A 24,890-nucleotide genomic window follows, 5' to 3' on the forward strand; every position below is an offset into this window, starting at 1 on the left:
GAGGGAAGTGCCCCCTCCGCGTAACTTCTGTTCGGCGGTTGAGTGCCCAGGGAGGGGCGGATTAATCAGCAAGTGGCGACGAGCTGCGACCGGAGCTGGTCGAGAACCTTGCGCAGGATGCGGGACACGTGCATCTGGGAGATGCCGAACTCGGCGGCGATCTCGGCCTGGGTCATGTTGCCGTAGTAGCGCAGGAGCAGGATGTTGCGCTCCCGCTCCGGCAGCTGGTCGATCAGGGGCTTGATGGCCTCGCGGTCCACGAGCGTGGCCAGCTCGTCGTCCTCGTCCGGGATGAGGTCCCCGAGCGCGGCGGCGTCGTCGTCGGCGCCCATCGGGGCGTCCAGCGACAGGGTGCTGTACGCGGCGGAGGCGTCCATCGTGAGGAGCATGTCCTCCTCGGAGATGCCCATGCGCTTGGCCAGCTCGGCGACGGTGGGGAACCTGCCGAGCTCCTGCGTGAAGTCGGCGACGAGCCGGTTGAGCTCGGAGCGCCGCTCCTGGTAAAGACGCGGGACCCGGACGGCCCAGGTCCTGTCCCGGAAGTGCCGCTTCACTTCGCCGGTCATGGTCACCATGGCATAGCCTCTGAAGCTGTGCCCAAGCTCGGCGTCGAACCCGTTGATCGCCTTCATCAGGCCCACGTACGCGGCCTGGAGCAGGTCTTCCATGGGCTCGCCCCGGTGGAGGTACCGGCGGGAGATCTCCCTCGCCATGGGGAGGTGCATCTCTACGATCATCTCGCGCAGCCGCGCTCGCCTTGCCTCGGTGATGCCCGGCTCCACGAGCTCGCGCAGGAGGTCTTCGGCGGTGACGTCGGTCTGGGGGAAAGTGCGGTCCTCGGCAGCCATTGCTGCTCCCTCGTATGCCTTGCAAGCGAGGCGCAACCGGCAATGCCCATGCAGAGCCGCCATCGCCTCGCGTACTACTGTCGAGACGAGGCCCTCTGCTGGACCTCGGCTCCAGTATTCCCTAAAAATCAAGAGTATTGCTACCCCCCGGGCAACAGTAATGTTGCGATTGACCCCCCGAGGGGGTTGGCGCCATGCGCCAGGGAAGCGGCGAGGAGGCGCGTGGTGACCGTTCCAGATAGGGCAGATTCGGCCCTGACCCTTACTTCGGCGGTCGCCGAGGGGGTGCCCGTCGTGAAGGTGACCGGCATCCTCGACGCGACCACCCGTGACCAGTTCACCGACCGGCTCGCCGAGATCGCCGACGACTACGGCCCCGACCTGGTGCTCGACCTGGCCGGCGTCACGTTCATGGACTCCCGCGCGCTCGGGCTGATCGTGCACCACTGGCAGCGCACGATGGCGGCGCAGGGCCACTTCGCCCTGGTCGGAGTGCAGTACTCCAACTCCAAGGTGATGTGGGTGACCGGCCTCGCGCAGCGCCTGCCCCTGTACGACACCCTCGACGAGGCGCTGGAGGCCTTCAAGGCCTGATCCACCCCGGCGCGTGGCGCTGGAGTCCCGCGAATCATGAGGAGCGACGGCCCCGGGTCAGGACGGCACGGCCCCGCCGTGCTTGCTCTGGTGCTCGGTCACCAGCAGGCGGGCGAGGTCGGCGACCTTAACCTGGTGGTGCTGCGACAGGCGGCGCAGCTCGTCGAAGGCCGCCTCCGCCGAGCAGCCGCTGGCGTGCATGATGATGCCCTTGGCCTGGTCGATCACCGCGCGTCCCGCGAGCGCCTCCTGGAGCTGCGCGGCGTCGGTGAGCACGTCGTCGTAGTCCGAGATGTTGGCGAGGGCCACGGTGAGCTGCTCGGTCAGCAGGGTGGCGAGCGACTCCGCGGAGCCGCCCGCGAACGCGCCCGGCCGCACGGCGTACAGGCCGAGGACGAGCGTCGCGCCGTCGACGGCGATCGGCAGCACGAGGATCGAGCGCACTCCGTGCTTGACGGCCGTCGCGGCGTACCGGGGCCAGCGGGTGTCGAGCAGCACGTCGGTGACCACGACGTTCCTGCCGGTGGCGAGCGCCTCCGCGGACGGGCCCTCGCCGAGCGCCTGCTCCCGGTCGACCAGGGCGATCAGGTCGCTGTGGGACGCTGAGAGCATGAGCCGCTCCTCGCGCCGCAGCTCGACCGTGCCGCCCGCGCAACCGGGCACGCCCACCGCCACGGCGCCGGTGATCCCCCGGAGCACGCTCTCCATGGAGGTGCCCTCGTGTACGCGGCCGAGGGCCGCGAGGTCACGCGCGAGGGTGGGGCTGAACATCCTCATGGTCTCCATACAAGGCTCCCGCTTCCCTTGAATGCCAGGTTAATTCCAACCGCGAGGTGCTCATCGATGGGGAGCCCCTTCTTGACGTACGGTCTAGCAGGGGAACCCACGCTCCCCTCGGCCATACGAAGGACCACAATTGACCGACCCTACTGATGTTCCCGCGCTCGAACAGGCGCTGAGCGGCCTCACGGCCCGCATATCCTCCCTCCGCGACACGCGCTCGGCCTACCCGGGCGACCCGGGTCCGACCTTGGACGCCGCGCTCGTGGAGCTGGAGACCGCCCGCGACCTCCTGCGGGCCTCGATCGGCGAGCTCGGCAAGTCGCGTCGCAGGCCGGGCGGCAAGGAGAGCGGTTCCAACCGCGAGCTCAAGCTGCTGCGGACGATCTACCGCACGATGCCGGTGCCGGTGATCGTGCTCGACAACGCGGGCACGGTGCGCCGCGTGAACGCCGAGGCGTCCCGCCTGCTCGGCAGCCCGGACGGCTACCTGACCGGCCGGGCCTTCCCGCTGCTGGTGGACGTCTCGCGCCGGGCGGCCTTCCGCTCCCACCTGACCTCCGTGCTCCACACCGGGGAGACCGCGGCCTTCCCGACGCGGCTGGCCCACCAGGGCCGCGCCCACAACGTACGGCTCGTCCTGACCCAGCTCCGCATGCCCGGGGAGCCCCAGGAGATGATCGCCGCGGTGGCGCTTCCCGTCGAGGTGCGGATGCCGGAGCCGGGCCAGGAGGCCGAGCCGGAGCCGGCGCCCGAAGAGTCGATCGTCATGGGCACGGCCCGGCGCCAGGAGCTGATGTCGCAGCTCACCCGGCTGCTCCTGGACGAGGAGAGCCTGAGCGAGCCGGTCGCGCTCATCAGGGCGGGCCGGCTGCTCGCCTCCCACGCCGCCGACTGGGTGTTCGCCGACGTCGTGCGCAACGGCGCGGCGCAGCGGTCGCTGGTCATCGGGCCCACCAACCAGCCGGTGGCCCGCCTCGTGCAGACCCTGGAGCGCATGGACCCCTCGGCGGCCCCGCTCGTCGCCCATGTGCTCGCGAGCGAGGGCGGTGTGGTGCAGGAGATGGTCGAGGACGACTCGCTGCTCGGCGTGCTGCCCGACGGCACCCCGGTCCTGCACACGACGCGGGCCGGGTCGGTGCTGAGCGTCCCCATCCGGGCCGGTGGGGAGACCCACGGCGTCGTCACGCTGCTGCGGCTGCGCGAGCGGCCCCCGTTCGGCCTCGCCGACCTCGCGCTGATGGAGGACGCCGGCGCCCACATCGGGCTGGCGCTGCGCGCCCAGCGCCTCTTCCAGGGCAGGTCCCAGGCGGCGGAGACCCTCCAGACCGGGGTGCTCCCCCGCAACCTGCCGGACGTCCCCGGCTACGACACGGCGGCGGCGTACCACACGGGCGCCGGGCCGAGAGCGATCGGCGGGGAGTTCTACGACGTCTTCCGCGTCAAGGACGGCTGGGGCTTCGCCGTCGGCGGCGTGGTCGGCCAGGGAGATGAGGCGGCGTCGGTCACCGCGATGGTGCGCGGCGGCCTGCGCACGCTCAGCGTGTGGGAGGACGACCCGGGAGCGGTGGTGGCCAAGCTCAACGACGCCCTGGTGATGCAGGACACCGGCATGTTCGTCATGGTCGCCGCCGGGTTCGTCACCCCGGGCAGGCGCGGCGGCCGCGTCCGGCTGGCGTCGGCGGGCAACCACCCTCCCGCGGTGCTGAAGGGCGACGGCGGGGTGCGCTTCACCTTGGGAGGCGGCATGCCGCTCGGCATCGAGACCGGCGCGGAGATCCCCGTGGAGGAGATCAGCGTCGCCCTCGGCGAGACCCTGGTGCTGTATTCCGACGGGCTCGCCGGCTCGCGCGGCAGGTCCGGCCAGGCCGAGCTCGCGTACGGCGAGGGGCGCCTCACCGAGGTGCTCACGCGCTGCACGGGGCAGTCGGCGGGCGCGGTCGTCAAGGCCGTGGAGGAGGACCACCAGGCCTTCTGCGGCGGTCAGGTGCTCGACGAGACCACCATCCTCGCCCTGCGCCGCACCCGCTGAGGGGGCCCTGCCCTGCGCCCGTCCAGGAAGCGGGTCGACCTGGCGGGGCTCCGCGTGCTCGCCGAGGCGGCCTCGGGCCTCCCCGGCGGCCGGGTGCTCGTGCTGAGCCCGCTCGCGGGCCACGTCGGGCACCTCATCCGGCTCATCGGCTGGGACGGCCTGCCGGGTCTGCGGCTCCCCGGGGAGGAGGCTTGATGACCGTGCGTGCCGTCCGGTTTGTGAGTGCTCGCCGGAAAGTTCGCAGGTCAGCGGCCGAAGATGTACCGGAGCACGACCTTTCTTGAGATTTTTTTACCTTGAGGGGTTTCCCTGGTTCCGGACGTCGGTACACTGAGTCACAGATTCAGTGCCTAAGACGCAGGCACAACTCAGTACGTCTGTGGGTCGACACGACCCGGCTCTCCTGAGGTGTGCCATGAACATCGCCATCGTCTCCGTGCACGATCTTCCCGCCGACATCCCGGCCATCGCCCGTGAGCTGAGCGGTGCCCACCGCGTGACCGTCTACACCCGCCGCAACGCCGCCGACCGCAAGCCGCGGGTGAAGGTGGCGACCGGCGTGACCATCGAGTACCTCACGGCGGGCCCCGCGGAGCCGCTCCCGGAGAACGCGCTCATGCCGTACATCTCCGACTTCAGCGCGCAGCTCATGCAGCGGTGGAGCAAGGACCGCCCGGACGTCGTCCACGCCCACTCCTGGACGGGCGGGCTCGCCGCCATCGCCGGTTCCGAGGGCCTCGACGTACCCATCACCCAGACCTTCCACCAGCTCGGATCGTCCCGCATCCGGCCCGGCGCCGACCGCGGCCAGGCGGCACGGGTGCGGCTGGAGCGCGCGATCGGCCGCCGGGCCAACGCGGTCATCGCCTCCTGCGACGACGAGGCCGCCGAGCTGATCCGGATGGGCGTGCCGCGCAAGAACATCGCGGTCGTCCCGCACGGCGTCGACATCGAGCGCTTCCGCCGCCAGGGCCCCGCCCTCACCCGGAGCGACCGCCCCCGCCTCGTGCACGTCGGCCACATCACCCCCGGCGGCGGCGCGTACACCGCGATCAGGGCGCTCGACGGCATCCCCGGCGCCGAACTGCTGATCGCCGGCGGCCCCGTGGCCGGCGCCCCCGACACCGAGCACGACCTGGAGCGCCTGCGCCTGCTGGCCAAGGAGGTGGGCGTCGAGGACCGCGTCACCCTGCTCGGCCACGTTCCCCACAACGGCGTCGCCAAGCTGATGCGCAGCGCCGACGTGGTGCTCTCGCTGCCGATCGCGGTTCCCAACGGCAAGGTGGCCCTTGAGGCCATGGCCTGCGGTGTCCCCGTCATCGCCTCCGCCGCCGGCGCCCACCTCGACTCGGTGGTCGACGGCGTGACCGGCATGCTGATCCGCCCCGACAACCCCGCCGTACTGGCCCGCCGCACCCGCCGGCTCCTCGGCGACCTCACCCGCCGCACCGCCCTCGGCTTCGCCGGCGCCGACCGCGCAGGCTCGCGCTACTCGATGGAGCGCATCAGCCGCGAGCTGGTCCGCGTCTACGACAACGTGACCGGCCGCCACCAGGTCGAGGTGGAGGTCGAGGAGGCCGAGGCCGCCTGAGCGGTCATCCGCTCCCCCCGCGCGATCCGAGCCCGTGCCACCCTCCGGTGGCGCGGGCTCACGCGTGTGCGGTACTCGCGCTCACTCGGCGAAGCGGGCCATCCGCCGGATCTTGTTCATGGCGTCCAGAGCCGCGACCTTGTACGACTCGGCGAGGGTCGGGTAGTTGAACACCGCGTCCACCAGGTAGTCCACCGTGCCGCCGCAGCCCATGACCGCCTGGCCGATGTGGAGCAGCTCGGTGGCCCCTGTGCCGAAGACGTGCACCCCGAGCAGGGCCCGGTCGTCCGGCGACACCAGCAGCTTGAGCATGCCGTACGTGTCGCCGATGATCTGCCCGCGCGCGAGTTCCCGGTAGTGGGAGATGCCCACCTCGAAGGGGATGAGGGACTTGGTGAGCTCGTCCTCGGTCTTCCCGATGAAGCTGATCTCGGGAATGGTGTAGATGCCGATCGGCTGGAGGTGTGACATCGCCCTCAGCGGCTCGCCGCAGGCGTGGTGGGCGGCGATGCGGCCCTGCTCCATGGACGTGGCGGCCAGCGAAGGGAAGCCGATGACGTCGCCCACCGCGTAGACATGCGGCACGGTCGTGCGGTAGTGCTCGTCGACCGAGATGCGGCCCCGGTCGTCCGCGCCCAGGCCCGCGGCTTCGAGGTCGAGCCCGTCGGTGACGCCGTGGCGGCCCGCCGAGTACATCACGGTCTCGGCGGGGATCTTCTTGCCGCTCTCCAGCACCGTGACGCAGCCGCGCGCCCTGCGCTCGACGGCGGCGACCGTCTCGCCGAACCTGAAGGTGACCGCGAGGTCCCGCAGGTGGTACTTCAGCGCCTCGACCACCTCCAGGTCGCAGAAGTCGAGCATGCGCTCGCGCCGCTCGACCACGGTGACCTTGGTGCCGAGGGCGGCGAACATGGAGGCGTACTCGATGCCGATCACCCCGGCGCCGACCACCACCATCGAGTCCGGCACCCGCTCCAGCCGGATCATGCCGTCGGAGTCGATCACCGTGCGGTCGTCGAACTCGACGCTCTCGGGGCGGGCCGGCCGGGTGCCGGTGGCGATGATGATCTTGTCGGCGGTGACCTTGCTTCCCTTGCCGTACTCGTCGACCACCTCGATGGTGTGCGGGTCGACGAACCTGCCGGAGCCGACGAGCGTGGTGACGTGGTTGCGCGAGAGCTGACTGCGGATCACGTCCACTTCACGCCCCACCACGTGGGAGGTGCGCATGGTGAGGTCGGCGACCGTGACGTCTTCCTTGAGCCGGTAACTCTGGCCGTACATCTCGCGCTGGTTGAGGCCGGTGAGGTAGAGCACCGCCTCGCGCATGGTCTTGGACGGGATCGTGCCGGTGTTGATGCACACCCCGCCGATCATGTTGCGACGCTCGACGATCGCGACGCGGCGCTCCAGCTTGGCCGCGGCGATGGCCGCTTTCTGCCCGCCGGGCCCGGAACCTAGAACAAGAACCTCGAAATCCGACACAACGCTAAGTGTGGGGCTAACCACCGGATCCGTGAAGCTGTGCGAGCCCGCCGGGAACGCCAAATGGCTATAACACTGTGATCAGGGGAAGATGCTTGCTTTCATGGGCGCATGTCGATTCGTAGCGCATACATGATCGTAGCGGCGACGACGTTGAGCCTCTGTCCCAGCCCGGGCGGCGACGGCCCGTACGGCGGCCACTCCCAGGGCCGGACGCGCCCGCCGGCCGCGCACGGCACGGCCTCTCCCCCGGCCGCGGCGCAGAGCCACCCTCCGCACGCCGGCCCGGTCGCGAGCCGCCCGCCCTACGGGAGCCGCCCCTCCGGAGCGGGCCCCGGTGAGGGCGACGCCCCCGGCTATCCCCCGCCCCCGGTCTACGACCACCGGTACGGGCGGCCCGGTTCCCCGCCCGCCTCGGGCGACGGCCCGTACGGGGGGCCGGACGCTCCTCCGCCGCCGGGCGGCCTCTCGTCCAGGCCCCCCAGCGCCCCTCCCCCGGCCGCCGACCGCACCCCGGGGCAGCCCGGCGCCACCCCCTCCGCCGGCGAGCGGGTGCAGGCGCGGCCGGACGCCAGGTGGGGCGGCCCGGTGTTCGTGGAGAACTTCGACGGCACGCAGATCGACAGGAACAAGTGGGAGGTGTACGACTCCCCCGACGCCCAGGTGAACCCCCGCACGGCCCGCGCGACGGCGGTCCACGACGGCATGCTCCAGATGACCGGCGGCTTCTACGACGGCAAGGACCTCTCGGGCGGCGTCGCGAGCCACCTGTCCCAGACCTACGGCCGGTGGGAGGTGCGCTTCCGCGGCGAGGCCGGCGCCGGCTACTCCCTGGTCACGTTGCTGTGGCCGAGCAGCCAGGGCGGCGAGTACTCCGAGATCGACTTCGCCGAGGTGATCGACCCCACCCGGCGCACCGGCGGCATCTACATCCACAGGGGCGAGGCCGAGCAGGCACAGAGCCAGATGCGCGCCGACTTCACCCAGTGGCACACGGTGGCCGTCGACTGGCTGCCGGGACGCCTGACCTTCTGGCTCGACGGGAAGCAGACCTGGGACTACACCGGGCCGCGCGTTCCCGAGGGGCGGCCGATGCACCTGACGCTGCAGAACGACGTGGTCTGCAACCAGTGGTCGCCGTGCCGCGACTCCTCGACACCGAAGACGGTGTCGATGTTCGTCGACTGGGTCAAGATCTACCGCGCTCCGTGACGCGAGGGGCTGCCAGGGCCCCTGAGGAGCTCGGCCGCCTTGAGGCCGAGGTGGAGCAGGAGACGGCTCTCGCCGTCGGCGAGGTCGAGCCCGGTGACGCGCTCGGCCTTCGCCAGCCGGTAGTAAAGGGTCTGGCGGTGCACGCCGAGCCGCGCGGCGGTCTCGCGCGCCTGCCCGCCCCGGTCGAGGTAGGTCTCCACCGTGCGCGCGAGCTCGCCGTCCAGCGCTCCGGCCTCGGCCGCGAGGTCCGCCAGCTCGGCCCCCGACAGCCGCACCAGCACGCGGTGGACGCCGAGGTCGGCCCAGGCGGCGACGGGGGCGAACCTCGGCACCCGCTGGGCGGCGCGCAGGGCCAGCGTCGCCTCCCGCCAGCTCCGCCACGCCTCCGCCTGGTCGTCGCGGGCGCCCCCGACGCCGGCGGCCGTGCCGTACATCCCCCGCACCCTGGCCGCGACGGCCCGGGCCTGCGCGGCGGGGGCGAGGACGGCGGTGAGGGGGTCGCCCGCGTCGGCGAGCACCCCGCGCGGCAGCGTCCACAGCGGCGCCACCCGTCCCGACGCGGCCTGTACGGCTATCGCCGCGACGGGGCCGGTGATGTCCAGGCCCGCGGAGGCGCGGACCTCCGGGTCGGGTGAAAGCAGGTCGCGCAGGCGGGCGCCGAGGTCCTGGCGGCTGCGGGCCTCCTGGGCGAGGACGGCGGCGGCCCGGCCGACCAGGGGCGACACGCTCGCCAGGCGCAGGTCGCTCAGCATGCCGGAGTCGAGCAGCCACAGATACCCGTAGGTCACCTCACGGTGGCGCAGCGGGACGCAGACCCTGGCGAGCACGCCGAGCCCCTCGTCGGCGGGGATGCGCACCGGGCCGGCCGCCGAGGCGATGCCGAAGCCCTCGAAGTAGGCGCGCACCTCGTCCGACGCGCGGCGGCGCAGGATCGACTCGCTCCTCACCGTGTCGATGTCGCCGCTCTGGGCCGCGTACGCGAGCAACTGGAAGGTGCGGTCCTCCAGCGTCGCCGAGGCGTCCAGGATGCGAGCGATGTCGTCCACGATTTCCTGCAGGTCCACCTGCCCATTGTCATACATCTGTATGAAGGGGGTAGTCGTGGCCCGTGGCGGATGTCCATGGAAGGCTTTGAGCTGCGGATTTATGGTGGTGAACATGCTCGGTTCCGTACTTCTCGCGGTATCGCGAAGCCCGCTCGCGCGCCGCGCCGTCTCAGGCTTCCCGGTGACCCGGCACGTGGTCGACCGGTTCGTCGCCGGCGAGGACGCCGGGGACGCGCTGTCCGCCGTCCAGCGCCTCACCGACGCCCGCCTGTCGGTCACCCTCGACCACCTCGGCGAGGAGACCAGGGACGCCAAGGCCGCCGCGGAGACCGTCAAGGCCTACGTCACGGTGCTCGACGCGCTGCGCCCGCTCGGGCTGGGTGGCCGCGCCGAGGTCTCGGTCAAGCTGTCGGCCGTCGGCCAGGTGCTCGGCCACGGCATGGCGCTCGATCACGCCAGGGAGATCTGCGCCGCCGCGCGCGACGCCGGTACGACCGTGACCCTCGACATGGAGGACCACACCACGGTCGACTCCACGCTGTCGATCCTTCGCGCGCTGCGCGAGGACTTCCCCGCGACCGGCGTCGCCGTCCAGGCCTACCTGTTCCGCAGCGAGGCCGACCTGCGCGAGCTGGCGTACGAGGGGTCCCGGGTCCGCCTGGTCAAGGGCGCGTACGCCGAGCCGGCCTCCGTGGCCCACCAGAGCAAGGGGGAGGTGGACAAGGCGTACGTGCGGTGCCTGCGTATCCTCATGGAGGGGAAGGGCTACCCCATGGTGGCCACGCACGACGACCGGCTCATCTCCATCACCGAGCTGCTGGCCGACCGCGTGGGACGTGAACGCGACACCTTCGAGTACCAGATGCTCTACGGCATCAGGACCGACAAGCAGGAGGCGCTCGCCCGCGCCGGGTCCTCGGTCCGCGTCTACGTCCCCTACGGCGACGACTGGTACGGGTACTTCATGCGCCGCCTCGCCGAGCGTCCCGCCAACGTCGCCTTCTTCCTGCGTTCACTCCGCTCCAAGTGAGGTCTTCCATGGATGCCGTCAGCAACGTCCCCGTCCCGGTCAACGAGCCGATCTACGGCTACGCCCCCGGCAGCGCCGAGCGTTCCGCGCTGGAGAGCCGCGTCAAGGAGCTCTCCGGCTCCGCGATCGACCTGACGATGACCATCGACGGCGAGCAGCGCATGGGCGCGGGCGCCACGATCGAGGTCGTGCAGCCGCACAACCACGCCCACGTGCTCGGCCGTACGGCGGACGCCTCGGCCGCCGACGTGCGCGCCGCCATCGACGCGGCCCTGAAGGCCGCCCCGGCCTGGCGGGCGCTGTCGTTCGACGAGCGCGCCGCGATCTTCCTCAAGGCGGCGGACCTGCTCGCCGGGCCGCGCCGCGCCACGCTGAACGCGGCCACGATCCTCGGCCAGTCGAAGTCGGCGCAGCAGGCGGAGATCGACGCCGCGTGCGAGCTGATCGACTTCCTGCGCTTCAACGTGTCGTTCGCCCGCCAGCTCCTCACCGAGCAGCCGATCTCGTCGCCGGGCGTGTGGAACCGCATGGAGTACCGGCCGCTGGAAGGCTTCGTGCTCGCGATCACGCCGTTCAACTTCACCGCCATCGCCGGAAATTTGCCGACGTCCGTGGCGTTGATGGGAAATGTCGTCGTCTGGAAGCCTTCGCCGACGCAGCAGTTCGCGGCCCACTTCACGATGCGGCTGCTGGAGGAGGCCGGGCTCCCGCCGGGCGTCATCAACCTGGTGACCGGCAACGGCGCGGCCGTCTCGGAGGTCGCGCTGACCGACCCGCACCTGGCCGGCATTCACTTCACCGGCTCCACCGCGACCTTCCAGCACCTGTGGGGAACGGTCGGCGCCAACATCGCCTCCTACCGGGGCTACCCGCGCCTGGTCGGTGAGACCGGCGGCAAGGACTTCGTGCTCGCCCACCCCTCCGCCGACCCCGGCGTGCTGTCCACGGCGCTGATCCGCGGCGCGTTCGAGTACCAGGGCCAGAAGTGCTCGGCGGCCTCGCGGGCGTACATCCCGCGCTCGATCTGGTCGGCGATCCGCGACGACCTCGTGGCCACCGCCGAGTCGCTGACGGTGGGCGACGTGGCCACCGACCTGTCGACGTTCATGGGCGCCGTCATCGACTCCCGGTCCTTCGCCAAGAACAAGGCCGCCATCGACCGGGCGCGCGCCACCGGCTCGATCGACGTGCTCACCGGCTCGTACGACGACTCGACCGGCTACTTCGTCAGGCCGACCATCCTCGAAGGCTCCGACCCCGAGGACGAGATCTTCGTCAAGGAGTACTTCGGCCCGATCCTGGCCGTCCACGTGTACGACGACAGCCGCTTCGACACCGTGCTCGACCAGATGGAGAGCGTGTCGCCGTACGCGCTGACCGGGTCGATCATCGCGCAGGACCGGTACGCCATCGCCTCGGCCACCGAGCGCCTGCGCTTCGCGGCCGGCAACTTCTACATCAACGACAAGCCCACCGGTGCGGTCGTCGGCCAGCAACCCTTCGGCGGCGCCCGCGCCTCCGGCACCGACGACAAGGCCGGGTCGATCTTCAACCTGATCCGCTGGGTCAACGCCCGCGCCATCAAGGAGACCTTCAACCCACCCCTCGACCACCGCTACCCCCACATGGGCTGACCCCCGGCCCGATGAACGCTCCGGGGCGCCAGGAGCGCCCGGCGATCTATACCAACGGCGGCGGATAGCGGTGGATCTCCGCTCGGTGCCCCGCCGAGCCGGCGAACTTGGCGTCATCGGTGAGCAGCGGCACGCCCAGTGATTCAGCGAGCGCTACGTACATGCCGTCATAGGCGGTGAGGTTGTTCCGAAGCTCCAGCACTCGCGGCTGCAGAGGGAGCATCGAGTGCCGGACGATCTTCAGCTGCGCGTAGCGCTCCAGCATGACCCGGGCACGGGCCTCAGTGATCCGCACCTCCGGCTTACTGGTGATCACGTGCCCACGCACCACCGAGGCGATCTCGACGTCGATCAAGGCCGGGGCGTGCAGCTTGCGGGCCAACCGCTGGCGGAGAAGATCGTCGCCTTTCACGTTGGCCAGCAGGCGGAAGACGATCGAGGCGTCCACGACCAGGCTCACCGGTGACCCTCTCGCATCGTCTCGCGGACGAAGTCAGGGTCATAAGGCACCGGCTCATCAGAAGCGATCTTGGCCATCACCTCGTCCAGAGTGGGGGTGGCGGCCTCCTCGTTCAGAAGATCGCGCACGTAGGCCGTCAGTGACTTGCCTTCGCGCTCGGCCCGTGCCTTCAGTGTCCGCTCGGTCGCATCGGAGACATCGCGAATCTGAATCGTTCCCATGCCACCAATTTAGCATGCAGATTGCATGCATACACAGCCTGGCTGCTCGCCCACGACGTCCCCTGGACCATCGAGGCAGAGGTGCCGGGCAGCGGAAGCCGTCACGTCCAGCCGGCTCGGAGGCCAGCGGGGGGTGCGATCCCGCAGATGAGAGTAGACCGGTTCAGGCGGCGATGTCGCGTACGGCGATGACCTTGCCGATGCGGATGCGCACCACGACCTCCCCCGGCACGCCGTTGCGCCTGCCGAACTCCTCGGCGCGGTCCTCGCCCATGTAGCGCCCGCCGAGCACGGTGGCCCACTTGGTCAGCTCGCCGAGGTCGTCGGACATCGCCGCCGTGCCCTCGATCATGACGAACGCGTACGGCGGCCGCTCCTCGTCCACGCACACGGCGGCCCTCGGGTCGCGGCGCAGGCTCTTGGCCTTCTGGCCGGTGCCGCTGGTGGTGAACACCAGGTCGTCGCCGTCCAGGACGAACCACACGGGCGTCACGTGCGGGCGGCCGTCGGCCCGGGTGACCCCGATCTTCGCGGTGCGCGTCCCTTCGAGCACGAACTCGCGCCACTCTCTGTCACTCATTCGCTGCATAAGGTCACGTTACGGCACGGCCTGCGGTGGCCCGTGGTCAGCCCCGGCGGCGCGCCCGCTGCTCGGCGGCGTCCAGGGCGGCGGCCTCCTCGGGGGTCGGAGCGGTGCCGCCCAGGTGGGCGGGCTGCCACCACACGCCCTGCGGGATCTCGGGATAGCTCCGCTGCACCCGGTCGAGCTGCTCGGACATCCGGGTGCGCAGGCCGTCCGCGAGCTCCGCGATGTCCTGCCCCGGCTTGGGGAACAACGGCTCCCCGACGTCGACCGTGATGGGCACGTGCCGCTGGGTGAGGGCCTTCGGGCGGCCCTTGGTCCACATGCGCTGCGTCCCCCAGACCGTGACCGGGATCAGCGGGACCTCGGCCTCGGACGCCATGCGCATGGCGCCGTTCTTGATGTCCTTGATCGTGAAGGACCGGCTGATCGTCGCCTCGGCGAACACGCCGACCACCTCGCCCGCGCGCAGGGCGGCCACGGCGCTGCCGTACGCGCCCGCACCCGCCGACCGATCGACCGGGATGTGGCGCATGCCGCGCATCAGCGGCCCGGAGATCCGGTTGGAGAAGACCTCCTTCTTGGCCATGAACCGCACGAGCCGGCGGGAGGGGTAGGCGCCGTATCCGACGAAGATGAAGTCCAGGTAGCTCACGTGGTTGCTGACCAGCACGGCGCCGCCGCTCCTCGGCACCCGCTCGGCGCCGTTCACCTCGATCTTGAGGTCGAGCGCCTTGAACAGCCCTCGCGCTGTCCCGATCACCAGGGGGTACAGGATGTCGGCCATGCCTGCACCGTAACCTACGCGTGAGTAACTTGGCGTCTCAGTGGCCCCGGAAGGCCTCCTCCAGCCACCAGGAGCCGTGGCTCGCCGTCACCTTGGCCTGGATCAGGAGCGGCCGGTCGCGCGGACCGTCCAGCCAGCCGGACACCGCCGCGAGGTCGGCGCGCTCGCGCACGGTCACCGCCGCGCACCCGAACCCCCGGGCGATCGCCGCGATGTCGGCCGGCGGGAACCGCACCTGGTCCAGCGGATACCCGTCCGGGCCGAAATGGTGCACCTCGGCGCCGTACGCCTCGTCGTCGTACACCACGATCACCATGTGCAGGCCGAGGCGTACGACGGTCTCCAGCTCGGCGATGCCCATGAGCGCGCCGCCGTCCCCGAGGGCCGCGACGGGCAGGCGGTCGGGCCGGGCCAGGGCGGCGCCGACGGCGGTGGCGAGGCCGAGGCCCACGGACTGGAAGCCCTGGGTGAAGCAGAAGCCGTACTCGTCGGGCACCGACAGGAACATTGACGGGTAACCCATGAAGTTCCCCGAGTCGACGCTGACGACGCGCTCCTCGGGTAGCAGGTCGTCCAGGGCGATCGACAGCGTGCGGGGGTCGATGCGGCCGTCACCAGACTCGTCGGCGTACGGCACGTCCCGCCAGGCGACCTCGCGAGCGATCCTCTCGGCGATGGCGGGCGTGCGACGGCCGTACCCCTCCGCGGCCGGCTCCTGAGGCTCCGCCGCGGCCGGTGAGCCGCGTTCGGCGAGCAGGGCCGTCACCGCCCGCGCGGTGGCCGCCACGTCGCCGAGCACGCCCAGCCCGATGGGACGGTGGGCGCCGAGGGCGTCCAGGTCGAGGTCGACCTGGACGACGGTGGTGGCGGGCCCGATCAGCGCGCCGTGCCGCATCGTCCACATGTTGAGCGCGCAGCCCCATCCGACGATGACGTCGGCCTCGCGGATCAGCTCGGCGGCCAGCGGGGAGGCGAACCCGCCGCTGACGTCGAGACTCCACGGAGAGCCCTTGAACAGGCCCCGGGCGACGGCCGAGGTGGCGAGCAGCGCACCCGTACGGGCGGCCAGCTCCTCAAGCTCGCTCCGCGCGTGCCGGGCCCCGCGCCCGGCGACGAAGACGGGACGCCGCGCCCCGGCCAGCACCTTCGCCAGCTCCGCCGCCGCCTCGGGTGAGGGACTCGGGGCGCTCTGACCGGCGGCGGGGAGCGGCTCAAGGCCGCCCTCGACCGGCTGTCCCTGCACGCCGAGGGGGAGGTTCAGCAGGACGGCCCGGCGGTCGTGCGCCGCCAGCCGGAAGGCCCGCACGGTGTCGGCGACGGCGGTGGCGGGCGACTCCACGCGTACGGGCACCGCGCCCACCGCCTCGGCCAGCGCGCTCTGGTCGATGTGGAAGTTCGACCGGGGCTCCAGCGCCTCGCCGGCGAGGACGAGCAGCGGCGTGCGGCTCTTGGCGGCCTCGGTGATGCCGGTCATCGCGTTGGTCAGACCGGGACCCTGGTGCACGCTGAGGACGCCGACCGAGCCGCTCATGCGGGCGTACGCGTCGGCCATGGTGGCCGCGCCGCCTTCGTGACGGGCGGCGACGAACCGGACGCCGTGCTCCACGAGGGCGTTGGTGACGTGGAAGTTGCCGCTGCCGACCACGCCGAAGGCGGTGTCCACCCCCAGCTCCGCCAGCACCCCGCCGACGGCCCTTGCGACGATCATCGCTCGACGAGCGCCAGCACTCGCACCGGGCTGCCGGAGCCGCCCACGATGGGCAGCGGCGGAGCGATGACCACCGAGCCTGTGACGGGCAGCCGATCGAGGTTGCGGAGCTGCGTCAGACCGTACTTGCCGGCGCCGAGCAGGAACGAGTGGCAGGGGAAGGCCGGGTCGAAGGAGTGCGCGGCCCCGGCGTCGGTGCCGACCGTCTCCACGCCGAGCCCGCCGATCGGGGCCTCCTCGGCGAGCCACCTGGCGCACTCGACCGAGATGCCCGGAGTGTGGGGCCCGGTCTCGTCGGCGTTGAGGAAGCTCGCCTGGTCGCCCGACCGCGAATCCCACCCGGTGCGGTAGAGCAGCCAGCCGCCGTCGGGCAGCGGGCCGTTGGCCTTCTCCCACTCCTTGACGTGCTCGATCTCCAGCAGGAAGTCGGGGTCCGCGGCCGCGCGGGCGGCGAAGTCGAGCACCACCGCCGGGGCGATCAGGCGCGCGAGCGGCACCTGGGAGACGTCCTCGCCGTCACGCCCGGTCACCCAGTGGACCGGCGCGTCGAAGTGGGTGCCGGTGTGCTCGCCGGTGGTGATGTCATTCCAGTACCAGGCGGGGCCCCGGTCGTCGTACCGGCTGATCTCGGTGAGCCGGAACGGCACGGTGTTCCCGAAGGGCTCGGGAAGCATGAGGGTGGGCGTCTCCGAACTCAGCGGGGCCGTGAGGTCGACCACCTCGATCGCACCACTCCGGATGCTCTCGACGAGACTGCTCAACATTCGTCAGACATCTTTCTGTAGGAGCCATCATCCCCGGGAGACCTCCCGGTGACTTCCCTTCGCTCCTCGACCCGCGCGAAGCGCGCGCCGACGACGAGCACCACTGAATCCTAGGAGCCCGGCGACGACCTGGCCATGGGTCATCGGTGGCCACGTGAGCGGCGGCCCGGTGGAAGCCAGGGCCCACCGGATCGCCGACCCACCATGAAAGCCTCACCGCTCGAAGGACCGACCTTATCCGCCATAACGGAACAGGCATATCCCTTGCGGGCCCTCCACCGAAAGGATTAGTGTTCGGTACGCGGCTGGAACGCGGCCCGGCCGCAGAGTGGCGAGGGCCAGGCCGCGCGGCCGGACCGTCCCGCGTTTCCCAGGCGCCCGGCCGTGCGGTCCCCGCATCACGAACGAGCGGGACCACCTTCGCGCGCTCGCGCCCGCAGGCAGGTTGACGTCCTGACCTGGGGTTATGGCTCAGACTGGCATGTCCCGGGTGGCGGTGGCAGGAAGCGGTCACAGCGGTGCAGCTTGCTGCCGCCGGTTCGTCTGGTTTGTGGGTTGCGATTCCCGCAGAGTTGGTTGTGCGAGAACAAATACACAGCCCCCAAGAAAAGAGCCGAAGAAATGACGAACTCCACCGCCTCCGCCCGCACCGCCGGAACCACCTGGGACTCCTACACCCGCACCGCCGGAACGACCTGGGACAGCTACTCCCGCACTCCCGGCACCACCTGGGACTAAGAAAGTCACAGTTCTATCATTACGACCGAAAATATTTCCGCTCGACAGTACGTCAGAAAGTTTCTGGACAGGCTCTGCTCAACCGGGACTAAGACCACCGTGATTACGAACCGGTGGCATCGGTGAGCATCGAAGCCTCAGTCATCCAAATGGCGCAGGTGTGACGCCGGGACATTCTCGTCCCAGACCCACCGGCCAGATCTCCCTTCAAGGGCCTCTGCCATATCCAGGCCCGCCGGAGTGCCCCCGCGACGCGGGCCCCAGGTCCGCGCGGGGCACGCTCCAGGACGTGCCGGCGTGACCGCGTACCAGCCGGTTCCGCGACGTCGTGGCCTGCGTCACTTGTGGACGAGCGGTCCGACCTGCGGCTACGTCGCGCGTGCGGGTTCTCGGGCGGATGTCTGGCCCGGGGGTGGCAGGAAGCGGTCACGGCGGTGCAGCTTGCTGCCGCCCGTTCATCTGGTTTGCGGGTCGCGATTCCCGCAGAGTTGGTTGTGCGAGAACAAATACACAGCCCACACGAAAAGAGACAGAGAAATGACCAACTCCATCTTCTCCTCGGTCACCTCCACCCGCTCCGCCGGCACCACCTGGGACTCCCGCTCCCGCACCGCCGGCACCACCTGGGACAGCTACTCGCGCACCGCTGGCACCACCTGGGACTAAGAAAGAACAGCCCGCCAAAGCCCAATACGAGAATCCACATCGACAGCCCCGCGACCCACTCCCTTGAAATCACTGAAGTAGTCCCGCTCGACAGCGCATAAAAGCACCCGGAAAGACCAGGCCGCGCCGACTCAGACCATCGCATTCCGGATCCGAACCGATGGCATCGGCAGACATCAAACGGCCACACATCGACCAGGCCAGGGCAGCGCAGAGACCTCCCTCTCCAGGCCCGCCCAAATCGCCCCCAGCGACCCCCGCCAAGTCCGGCCCCCGTCACACTAATGGCACGGCGCTTACTTTCAGCGAGTTCCGAATGGCGCCGGTTCGTGGTCGTACGGACAGATCCTGCTGTCCGGGAAGTACTTCGTCACTGCCCGCCGGGGTCACTTGAGGCCGGAGAAGCTCATGGTGGCGACGAAGTGGCGCTGGGCCAGGATGAAGGCGGCTACCAGGGGGAGGGTGGCGACGAGGTTGCCGGCCATGAGGGCGGACCATTCGGTGTGGCGGGCGCCGGCGAAGGTGGCGAGGCCCATCTGGAGGGTGTAGGTGTCCTCCGAGCTGATGGCGATCAGCGGCCAGATCAGGTCGTTCCACGCGCCCAGCAGCGTGAACACCGTCAGCGTCGCGAGGGCCGGCCGGGCGAGCGGGAGCACGATCCGGAAGAACACCCCGAGGCGGGAGCAGCCGTCGATCGTCGCGGCCTCCTCCAGTTCGCGCGGCAGTGAGAGGAAGAACTGCCGCATGAGGAAGACGCCGAAGGCCGAGGCGAGCCAGGGGACGAAGGCCGCGCCGAGCGTGTCGATCAGCCCGAGGTTACGGAACATCAGGAACGTCGGGATCATCAGCACCTGGGCCGGGACCATGACGGTCGCCATGACGAGGGCGAAGGTCAGCGTCCTGCCCCGGAACCGCAGGCGGGCGAAGCCGTACCCGGCGAGGGAGCAGAGCACCAGGTGCCCGGCCACGGCGACGGCCGAGACGAGGACGGTGTTCATCAGCCAGCGCGGATAGTCGTCCTCGGTGAAGATCCGGGCGAATCCGGCGAGCGTGAAGTGCGACGGCCAGACGCGGGGCGGGTAGCGGTTGATGTCGGTGTCCGGCATGAACGCCGTCAGCGCCATCCACACCAGCGGGGCGGCGAAGACCAGCGCGGTGGGCATCAGGATGAGATGGGCCAGCCACGGCCGCCCGCTCTTCCCTCCCGGCATGCCGCCGCCGGTCGCGCCCCGGCTCCCAGGGTTCTCAGTGCCGACCACGCCGACCACGCCGACAGGGCCGGCAGAGCCGGCAGGACTGACAGGGCCGGTCGCGGTGGTCATGCGTGGGCCTCCCCTCGGCGCGAGTACCACAGGGCGACGGAGGAGACCGCGAGCGTGAGCACGAACAGCCCGTACGCCACCGCCGCGCCGTACCCGGAGTGGAACAGCTGGAACGCCTGCTGGTACAGGTAGAGAACGATCACTGTGGTGGAGTCGAGCGGCTGGCCCTTGGTGGTGGTGTAGACGAGGTCGAAGAGCTGGAGCGCGTCGATCGTCTGCCAGATCACCAGGAAGACCGTGGCCGGGCGGAGCTGCGGCACGATGACGTACCGGAACACGTGCCGCCCCGAGGCCCCGTCCACCCGCGCCGCCTCGGTCAGCTCGCGCGGGATGTCCTGCAACGCGGCGAGGTAGACCACGGCGGGGAGCCCGATGCCGCCCCACAGCGAGATGACGACGAGCACGATCATCGCCTGGCCGGGGTCCTGGAGGAACCCGAGCGGCGGCAGTCCCACCGCCCGCAGCACCGTGTTGGCGATGCCGAACTCCGGGTCGAAGACGAAGTTGGCGAGGATCCCGGTGGCGGCGGCTGACACGACGTACGGGACGAAGATGCACGTACGGTAGAACCCGATGAGCCGGATGGGCCGGTTGAGCATGAGCGCCAGGGGCAGCCCGAGGATCACCGAGCCGGGGACGAACAGCACGGTGTACAGCAGGGTGTGCCCGGTGGCGGCGAGCAGGTCCGGGTCGTCCAGCATGTCCCGGTAGTTCTGCAGGCCCACGTACGCGCCGCCGGAGATCAGGTCGCCGTCGCGGAGGGAGAGCAGCAGCGCCCACGCGGCCGGGAAGAGCGACAGGCCGACGATCACCAGGGTGGCCGGGAGTACGAAGCCCCAGCCGGTGAGGTCGGGAAGCAGGCGGCGGGCGCCGGCGCGGACGGGCACCCGCCTGACGCCCACCGTCACGCTCACCGCGACTTCGCGAGCACGCGGCCCGCGTCCTTGGCCGCCTGGTCCAGCGCCTGCTGTACGGGCGTGCCGCCGATCAGCGCCTGCCCGATCGCGTCGCCGACCTTCTCGGAGAACTCCGGATAGCTCTCCAGCGCCGGACGGGCCTGCTTGGCGTTGTCGAGGTTGGCGGTGAAGACGTCCACGTCGGGGAAGTCCTTGACGAACTGCTTGTACGCCGGGAGCTCCATCGTGGCCTTGCGGACGGGCAGGTTGCCGAGGCCGAGCGTCCAGCGGGCGTCCTGCTCCGGCCGGGTGATCCAGGTCAGGAAGTCGGTGGCGGCCTTGGTCCGCTTCGAGCCGTTGTCGAACACGACCCAGTTGTCCGGACCCGCGATGGTCTCGTGGTTGCCGCCGTAGCCGGGCAGCACCTGGACGCCGTACGAGATCTTGTGGTCGATGAAGTCGAGGAGTGCCCACGGCCCGGCGATGACCATGCCCACCTTCCCGCTCTGGAACAGCGGGAGGAACTTCTCCCCGTTTTGGTCCAGATATACGGACTTATCCTGACGCGCCATCGACTGCCAGAGCGTCAACGCCTGAACGGCCTGCGGCGTGTCGAACGCCGCCGTCTTGCCGTCCGGGGACACGATCGACCCGCCCTGCTGCCAGAGCATGGGCCAGAACCGCCATACCGTGTCCTCGCTCCCGGTGACCGGATATGCCGTGCCATATACGCCTTTTTCGGGAGAAGTCAGTTTCGCGGCGGCGGCGCGGAAGTCCTCCCAGGTCCAGTCCTTGGACGGGTACGGCACGCCCGCCGCGTCGAACAGCTTCTTGTTGTAGACCACCGCGAGGTTGTCCACGATCGCGGGGACGCCGATGACCTTCCCGTTCACCTCGGCCGCCGCCCGCTCCGACGGCCAGAAGTCGTCCCACCCGAAGGCCGGGTCCTTCACGAGCTTGGTCAGGTCGTACACCTTGGGGCTCTTGGCCAGGTGGGCCGACCAGGATCCGTACATGTACGCGATGTCGGGCGCGTCGCCGCCGGCGAGCGCGGCCTGCACCTTCTGCAGCATGTCGTCCACATTGGTCGTGCCGACGGCGGGGACGACCTGGACGCCCGGATGGGTGCGGTTGTAGTCGGCGGCGAGATCCTGGATCACCTTCGCCTGGGTCTCCACCTGGCCGTGCCACCAGACCACCTTCACCGGGCCCGCGGCCTCCTCGGCCGGGGCGCCGCAGGCCGCGAGCCCCACGACCGCGGCGAGCCCGGCCGCGACGGCCGCCAGCGTGCCGCTCCGCCAGGCCCGGCTCACCGGGGCCTCCTTACGGGAATGGTCTTCACCGGTTCCTCCTCGGTCGTTCCGCGCGCCGGCGATCCGCTCACACGGCACCTCTCAGTGACTCAGGGAGCAGGTCGCCGTGCGCCCGTACCATGTCGTCGCACAGGGCCCAGATCTGCTCGACCGTCAGCGTGGCGGAGGCGTTGGGGTCCGCCATCACCGCGTGCCGAATGTGGTCCGGCCGCCCCTCCAGGGCCGCGCGCACGGTCAGCTCGTTGACGGCGACGTACGCGCGGTTGAGCGCCGCGCACTGCGGCGGCAGGTCGGGCACCGCCATCGGCCGCACGCCGAGCGCGTCCACCACGCACGGCACCTCGACGACGCACCCGGGCGGGAGGTTGCCGATCAGGCCGCGGTTGACGACGTTGCCGTAGACCACGCGCCGGGCGCCGGTCACGACGCTGTGGATGATCTGCGGCGCGTACTCCATGGTGGCCTCGACCGTGATGGGCCTCCCGGCGCCGAGCGCGTCGCGGGTGGCCTCGTACCGCCGCACGTTCTCCTCGCTGATGCCGATGTAGTCGCCCACCGGGATGCGCAGCCGCTCGATCTCCTCGTCGCTGTGCAGGTACCACGGCACGTACTCCGAGGAGTGCTCGCTGCTCTCGGTCGGGAAGACGCCGAGCCGCCGGTACATGTCGACGCGCACCCTGCGCAGCAGGCCGGGGTCGCGCTCGATGGCCTCGTCCAGGCGAGGGTAGAGGCTCTGCCCCGCGCGCTCGAACCGCAGCACCCACGCCTGGTGGTTGACCCCGGCGGCGAGGAAGGACACCTCGTCCATGGGCACGCCCACCAGCTCGGACAGGTCGTGGATGGTCCAGTGCACCGAGTGGCAGAGCCCGACGACGTTCTGCACCGGGGTGGCCGCGTTGAGGTACCACACGTTCATGGCCATCGGGTTGGTGTAGTTGAGCAGCCAGGCGCCGGGGCAGAGCTCCGCGATGTCGCGGCCGATGCCCTCCAGCACCGGGAAGGTGCGGAGCGCCCGGAAGATCCCGCCGACGCCGAGCGTGTCGCCGATCGTCTGGCGCAGCCCGTACCGGGCGGGGATCTCGAAGTCGGTGCGGGTCGCGCCGATCATGCCGACCTGGATCATGTTGATCACGAAGTCGGCCCCTTCGAGGGCGGGCCGCCGCTCCAGGTGCGCGGTGATCTTCACCGGGAGCGGAGCCGAGACTCCCGCTGCCGCGATGTAGTGCGCGGCGGCCTCGGCGGTCCGCAGGCGCTCGGGGTCGATGTCGTGGAGAGCGATCTCCAGGTCGTCCCGCTCGCGCAGCTCGGGAAAGCCGAACAGGTCGGCCAGTAGCCCTTGGGTGAACTCGACGCTCCCGGCGCCGAGAAATACGATCTTCACTGGTTGTGCACCTCGTCCCAGGTGGGCTGGGCGGCGGTTCCGCCTGCCGCACGGGTTGACAGCGATCCGCAGGCCACGGCGACGCGGAGGCTCCCGGGAAGGTCCAGGCCGCGCAGCCGGGCCGCGATGAATCCGGCGTTGAAGGAGTCGCCCGCGCCGACGGTGTCGGCGATCTCGGCCTCCGGCACGTACGGCGCGGGCACCCGTACGGCGGCCCCGTCGGCCCACGCCAGCGCACCGTCGCGGCCGTCCTTGACGACCGGCAGCACGCCGCGCCGGGCGAGGGCCTCGGCGGCCTTCTCGACGGCGGGCTCGCCGGTGATCGCGAGCGCCTCGGCGGCGTTGGGCAGCAGCACGCCGGCCGTCTTGAGCACCTCGTCCAGCCCCCGCCACTCCCCCGCGGGGTCGTCGTTGGTGTCCAGGCTGGTCGTGCCGCGCGCCTGCCCGAACAGCGCGGGGAGCCCGGCGGCGAGGCCCGGCTGGAGGAAGTACGACGAAACGTGCACATGTGCGGCGGCCCTGAGCAGGTGCCCCGGCACGTCGTCCGCGGTGAGGTACGGCAGGCACCCCGGCGCGGTGAGGATCGCCCGCCCGCCCGCGCCCTCCCGCGCCAGGACCACGGTGAGCGCGGTCGGGCGCTCGTCGACGACGCAGTGACGGGTGTCCACCCCGCGCTCGGCGAGCATCCCGAGGACCAGGCGCCCCGCGGCGTCGGCGCCGACGCGGCCGACGAAGGCCGTCCGCAGCCCGAGCCGCGCGGCGCCGCACGCCGTGATCGCGCCGGACCCGCCGAGCACCAGCTCGCCCCGCTCCACCAGCTCCTCGCGCTGACCGTACGCCGGCCGACGTGGCGCTCCGGTGAGCACCACGTCGGGGTTGGCGTCGCCGACGACCAGCAGGTCGTACTCAGGCACCACGGCACGGAACGCGGTAGGCGTCCAGGTTCAGGTGTTTCTTCAACGAGTTGAAGTTCGCCTTGTTGGCCTTGGTGCAGAACTTCGAGGTGGCGAGGCTGTACTCCACCTCGAACACGGCCTTGCCCGCGTTGACGAACTGGTCGTATCCGTAGGAGCCGTTGTCGGCGGTGGTGCACTCGGAGTACTGGAAGCACTGCTCGTTGAGCGCGAAGTCGAAGTACGGCAGGAGCTGCGGGATCTGCTCGTTGTCGTTCTTCAGCGCCACGGACAGGCCGCGCCTGTGCGCCTCGTTGGCCAGCCAGGAGTTGTACGCGAGCTGGTCGGACGCCTTCAGCGGGAAGCCGGTGTCGTTGGTGTAGCCGTCGACGTTGTCCGGCTCGACCGCGTCGAACCCGGCGGCCTTGCACCTGTCCAGGCGGGCCTTCATGATCGTGCCGAGCGTGCCGGCGTACTGCCGGATGTCGAGCCAGCGCTCGCCCGCCCATCCGTCGAGAGCCTTTCCGAGCACGGAGGCGGGGAACTGCGCGGCGTCAGGACGCCAGTCTTCGTACGATCCGGCGCTGATGTAGCAGACGACCCCGCGGCCCGGCTTGGTGTCGTGCAGCGACTTGACCAGCGCGCTGCCCGCCTCGAAGCCGTCGATGTCGTACATCTGCACATCGGCGAAGGGGGTGGTCGGCAGGGACGAGAGCTGCCACTGCCAGCTTGTCTGCAGGGCGGGCTGCCAGCAGCCGGAGCAGGCGACGGGAGCGGGTAGCGCGGCCGCCTGAGCCTGGGCTTGGACGCCGGTCAGGCAGAGAACGGCGAAGGCGACGACGGATAACGTACGGAAGATACGGGGACTCCGTGGAAGACGCATGGACACTCCTCGCGAACGATTAT

At 70.6% G+C, this 24,890-nt stretch carries 24 protein-coding genes; 8 read left to right on the forward strand and 16 right to left on the reverse strand.

What is annotated here, in order from left to right; genetic code table 11:
• Positions 1-65: 65 nt before the first annotated feature.
• Positions 66-848: a SigB/SigF/SigG family RNA polymerase sigma factor gene (locus tag OG589_RS20455; protein WP_405151322.1), complete on the reverse strand. Its 783-nt coding sequence runs from the start codon at positions 846-848 to the stop codon at positions 66-68.
• Between the two features lie 225 nt (positions 849-1,073).
• Here OG589_RS20455 and OG589_RS20460 point away from each other — a divergent pair, with 225 nt between their 5' ends.
• On the forward strand, positions 1,074-1,442 hold the full coding sequence (locus OG589_RS20460; RefSeq protein ID WP_405151324.1) for an STAS domain-containing protein: 369 nt from the start codon (positions 1,074-1,076) through the stop codon (positions 1,440-1,442).
• Between the two features lie 57 nt (positions 1,443-1,499).
• Here OG589_RS20460 and OG589_RS20465 read toward each other — a convergent pair whose 3' ends face one another.
• Positions 1,500-2,228, reverse strand: a complete 729-nt coding sequence (locus OG589_RS20465; protein ID WP_405151326.1) for an ANTAR domain-containing protein — start codon at positions 2,226-2,228, stop codon at positions 1,500-1,502.
• Positions 2,229-2,358: 130 nt separating this feature from the next.
• Here OG589_RS20465 and OG589_RS20470 point away from each other — a divergent pair, with 130 nt between their 5' ends.
• The 3 genes from OG589_RS20470 (at position 2,359) to OG589_RS20480 (ending at position 5,845) form a co-directional block, all read left to right on the forward strand.
• Positions 2,359-4,254 (forward strand): SpoIIE family protein phosphatase, encoded by a 1,896-nt coding sequence (locus tag OG589_RS20470; RefSeq protein WP_405151328.1) that lies wholly within the window; start codon positions 2,359-2,361, stop codon positions 4,252-4,254.
• 54 nt (positions 4,255-4,308) lie between these two features.
• A complete protein-coding gene (locus tag OG589_RS20475; protein ID WP_405151330.1) occupies positions 4,309-4,449 on the forward strand; it encodes a hypothetical protein in 141 nt (46 codons plus the stop codon).
• A gap of 220 nt (positions 4,450-4,669) precedes the next feature.
• On the forward strand, positions 4,670-5,845 hold the full coding sequence (locus OG589_RS20480; protein ID WP_405151332.1) for a glycosyltransferase: 1,176 nt from the start codon (positions 4,670-4,672) through the stop codon (positions 5,843-5,845).
• Positions 5,846-5,926: 81 nt separating this feature from the next.
• Here OG589_RS20480 and sthA read toward each other — a convergent pair whose 3' ends face one another.
• Entirely contained in the window at positions 5,927-7,330 is a 1,404-nt protein-coding gene (gene sthA / locus OG589_RS20485) for a Si-specific NAD(P)(+) transhydrogenase (protein ID WP_405151334.1), read from the reverse strand.
• Positions 7,331-7,441: 111 nt separating this feature from the next.
• Between sthA and OG589_RS20490 the strand changes: the two genes are divergently transcribed.
• Complete coding sequence (locus OG589_RS20490; protein ID WP_405151336.1) at positions 7,442-8,542, forward strand: family 16 glycosylhydrolase; 1,101 nt, start codon at positions 7,442-7,444, stop codon at positions 8,540-8,542.
• Here OG589_RS20490 and OG589_RS20495 read toward each other — a convergent pair.
• Entirely contained in the window at positions 8,527-9,606 is a 1,080-nt protein-coding gene (locus tag OG589_RS20495) for a PucR family transcriptional regulator (RefSeq protein WP_405151338.1), read from the reverse strand. The two genes, OG589_RS20490 and OG589_RS20495, sit on opposite strands and share 16 nt — an antisense overlap.
• A 94-nt stretch (positions 9,607-9,700) precedes the next feature.
• Here OG589_RS20495 and OG589_RS20500 point away from each other — a divergent pair, with 94 nt between their 5' ends.
• Entirely contained in the window at positions 9,701-10,618 is a 918-nt protein-coding gene (locus OG589_RS20500) for a proline dehydrogenase family protein (RefSeq protein WP_405151340.1), read from the forward strand.
• An 8-nt stretch (positions 10,619-10,626) separates the two neighbouring features.
• Positions 10,627-12,252, forward strand: a complete 1,626-nt coding sequence (gene pruA / locus OG589_RS20505; protein ID WP_405151342.1) for an L-glutamate gamma-semialdehyde dehydrogenase — start codon at positions 10,627-10,629, stop codon at positions 12,250-12,252.
• A 46-nt stretch (positions 12,253-12,298) separates the two neighbouring features.
• Here the strand turns inward: pruA and OG589_RS20510 are convergent, their stop codons facing one another.
• The 6 genes from OG589_RS20510 to OG589_RS20535 form a co-directional block, all read right to left on the reverse strand.
• Positions 12,299-12,712, reverse strand: coding sequence for a type II toxin-antitoxin system VapC family toxin (locus OG589_RS20510; RefSeq protein ID WP_405151344.1), 414 nt, complete (start codon positions 12,710-12,712; stop codon positions 12,299-12,301).
• A complete protein-coding gene (locus OG589_RS20515) occupies positions 12,709-12,933 on the reverse strand; it encodes a FitA-like ribbon-helix-helix domain-containing protein (protein ID WP_405151346.1) in 225 nt (74 codons plus the stop codon). The genes OG589_RS20510 and OG589_RS20515 overlap by 4 nt, the downstream gene beginning before the upstream one ends.
• Before the next feature lie 163 nt (positions 12,934-13,096).
• On the reverse strand, positions 13,097-13,513 hold the full coding sequence (locus OG589_RS20520; RefSeq protein ID WP_405151347.1) for a PPOX class F420-dependent oxidoreductase: 417 nt from the start codon (positions 13,511-13,513) through the stop codon (positions 13,097-13,099).
• Between the two features lie 46 nt (positions 13,514-13,559).
• Positions 13,560-14,303: a lysophospholipid acyltransferase family protein gene (locus OG589_RS20525; RefSeq protein WP_405151349.1), complete on the reverse strand. Its 744-nt coding sequence runs from the start codon at positions 14,301-14,303 to the stop codon at positions 13,560-13,562.
• Positions 14,304-14,340: 37 nt separating this feature from the next.
• On the reverse strand, positions 14,341-16,011 hold the full coding sequence (locus OG589_RS20530) for a thiamine pyrophosphate-binding protein (protein ID WP_405151351.1): 1,671 nt from the start codon (positions 16,009-16,011) through the stop codon (positions 14,341-14,343).
• Positions 16,008-16,775 carry a cyclase family protein gene (locus tag OG589_RS20535; protein ID WP_405151353.1) on the reverse strand — a complete coding sequence of 256 codons (768 nt, stop codon included), beginning with the start codon at positions 16,773-16,775 and terminating at the stop codon, positions 16,008-16,010. Before OG589_RS20535 ends, OG589_RS20530 begins: the two co-directional genes overlap by 4 nt.
• Before the next feature lie 1,275 nt (positions 16,776-18,050).
• Here OG589_RS20535 and OG589_RS20540 point away from each other — a divergent pair.
• Positions 18,051-18,179, forward strand: coding sequence for a hypothetical protein (locus tag OG589_RS20540; RefSeq protein ID WP_405151355.1), 129 nt, complete (start codon positions 18,051-18,053; stop codon positions 18,177-18,179).
• A 386-nt stretch (positions 18,180-18,565) separates the two neighbouring features.
• Here the strand turns inward: OG589_RS20540 and OG589_RS20545 are convergent, their stop codons facing one another.
• The 6 genes from OG589_RS20545 to OG589_RS20570 form a co-directional block, all read right to left on the reverse strand.
• Positions 18,566-19,501: a carbohydrate ABC transporter permease gene (locus OG589_RS20545; protein WP_405151357.1), complete on the reverse strand. Its 936-nt coding sequence runs from the start codon at positions 19,499-19,501 to the stop codon at positions 18,566-18,568.
• On the reverse strand, positions 19,498-20,415 hold the full coding sequence (locus tag OG589_RS20550; RefSeq protein WP_405151359.1) for a carbohydrate ABC transporter permease: 918 nt from the start codon (positions 20,413-20,415) through the stop codon (positions 19,498-19,500). Before OG589_RS20550 ends, OG589_RS20545 begins: the two co-directional genes overlap by 4 nt.
• Positions 20,412-21,710, reverse strand: coding sequence for an ABC transporter substrate-binding protein (locus tag OG589_RS20555; RefSeq protein ID WP_405151362.1), 1,299 nt, complete (start codon positions 21,708-21,710; stop codon positions 20,412-20,414). The genes OG589_RS20550 and OG589_RS20555 overlap by 4 nt, the downstream gene beginning before the upstream one ends.
• A gap of 67 nt (positions 21,711-21,777) precedes the next feature.
• On the reverse strand, positions 21,778-23,091 hold the full coding sequence (locus OG589_RS20560; RefSeq protein WP_405151364.1) for an alpha-glucosidase/alpha-galactosidase: 1,314 nt from the start codon (positions 23,089-23,091) through the stop codon (positions 21,778-21,780).
• Positions 23,088-24,005, reverse strand: coding sequence for a carbohydrate kinase family protein (locus OG589_RS20565; RefSeq protein WP_405151366.1), 918 nt, complete (start codon positions 24,003-24,005; stop codon positions 23,088-23,090). Before OG589_RS20565 ends, OG589_RS20560 begins: the two co-directional genes overlap by 4 nt.
• Positions 23,998-24,867: an endo alpha-1,4 polygalactosaminidase gene (locus OG589_RS20570; protein WP_405151368.1), complete on the reverse strand. Its 870-nt coding sequence runs from the start codon at positions 24,865-24,867 to the stop codon at positions 23,998-24,000. Before OG589_RS20570 ends, OG589_RS20565 begins: the two co-directional genes overlap by 8 nt.
• Positions 24,868-24,890 lie beyond the last annotated feature (23 nt).

It is taken from the genome of Sphaerisporangium sp. NBC_01403, assembly GCF_045040145.1.
GTDB classification, from domain to species: Bacteria; Actinomycetota; Actinomycetes; order Streptosporangiales; family Streptosporangiaceae; genus Sphaerisporangium; species Sphaerisporangium viridialbum.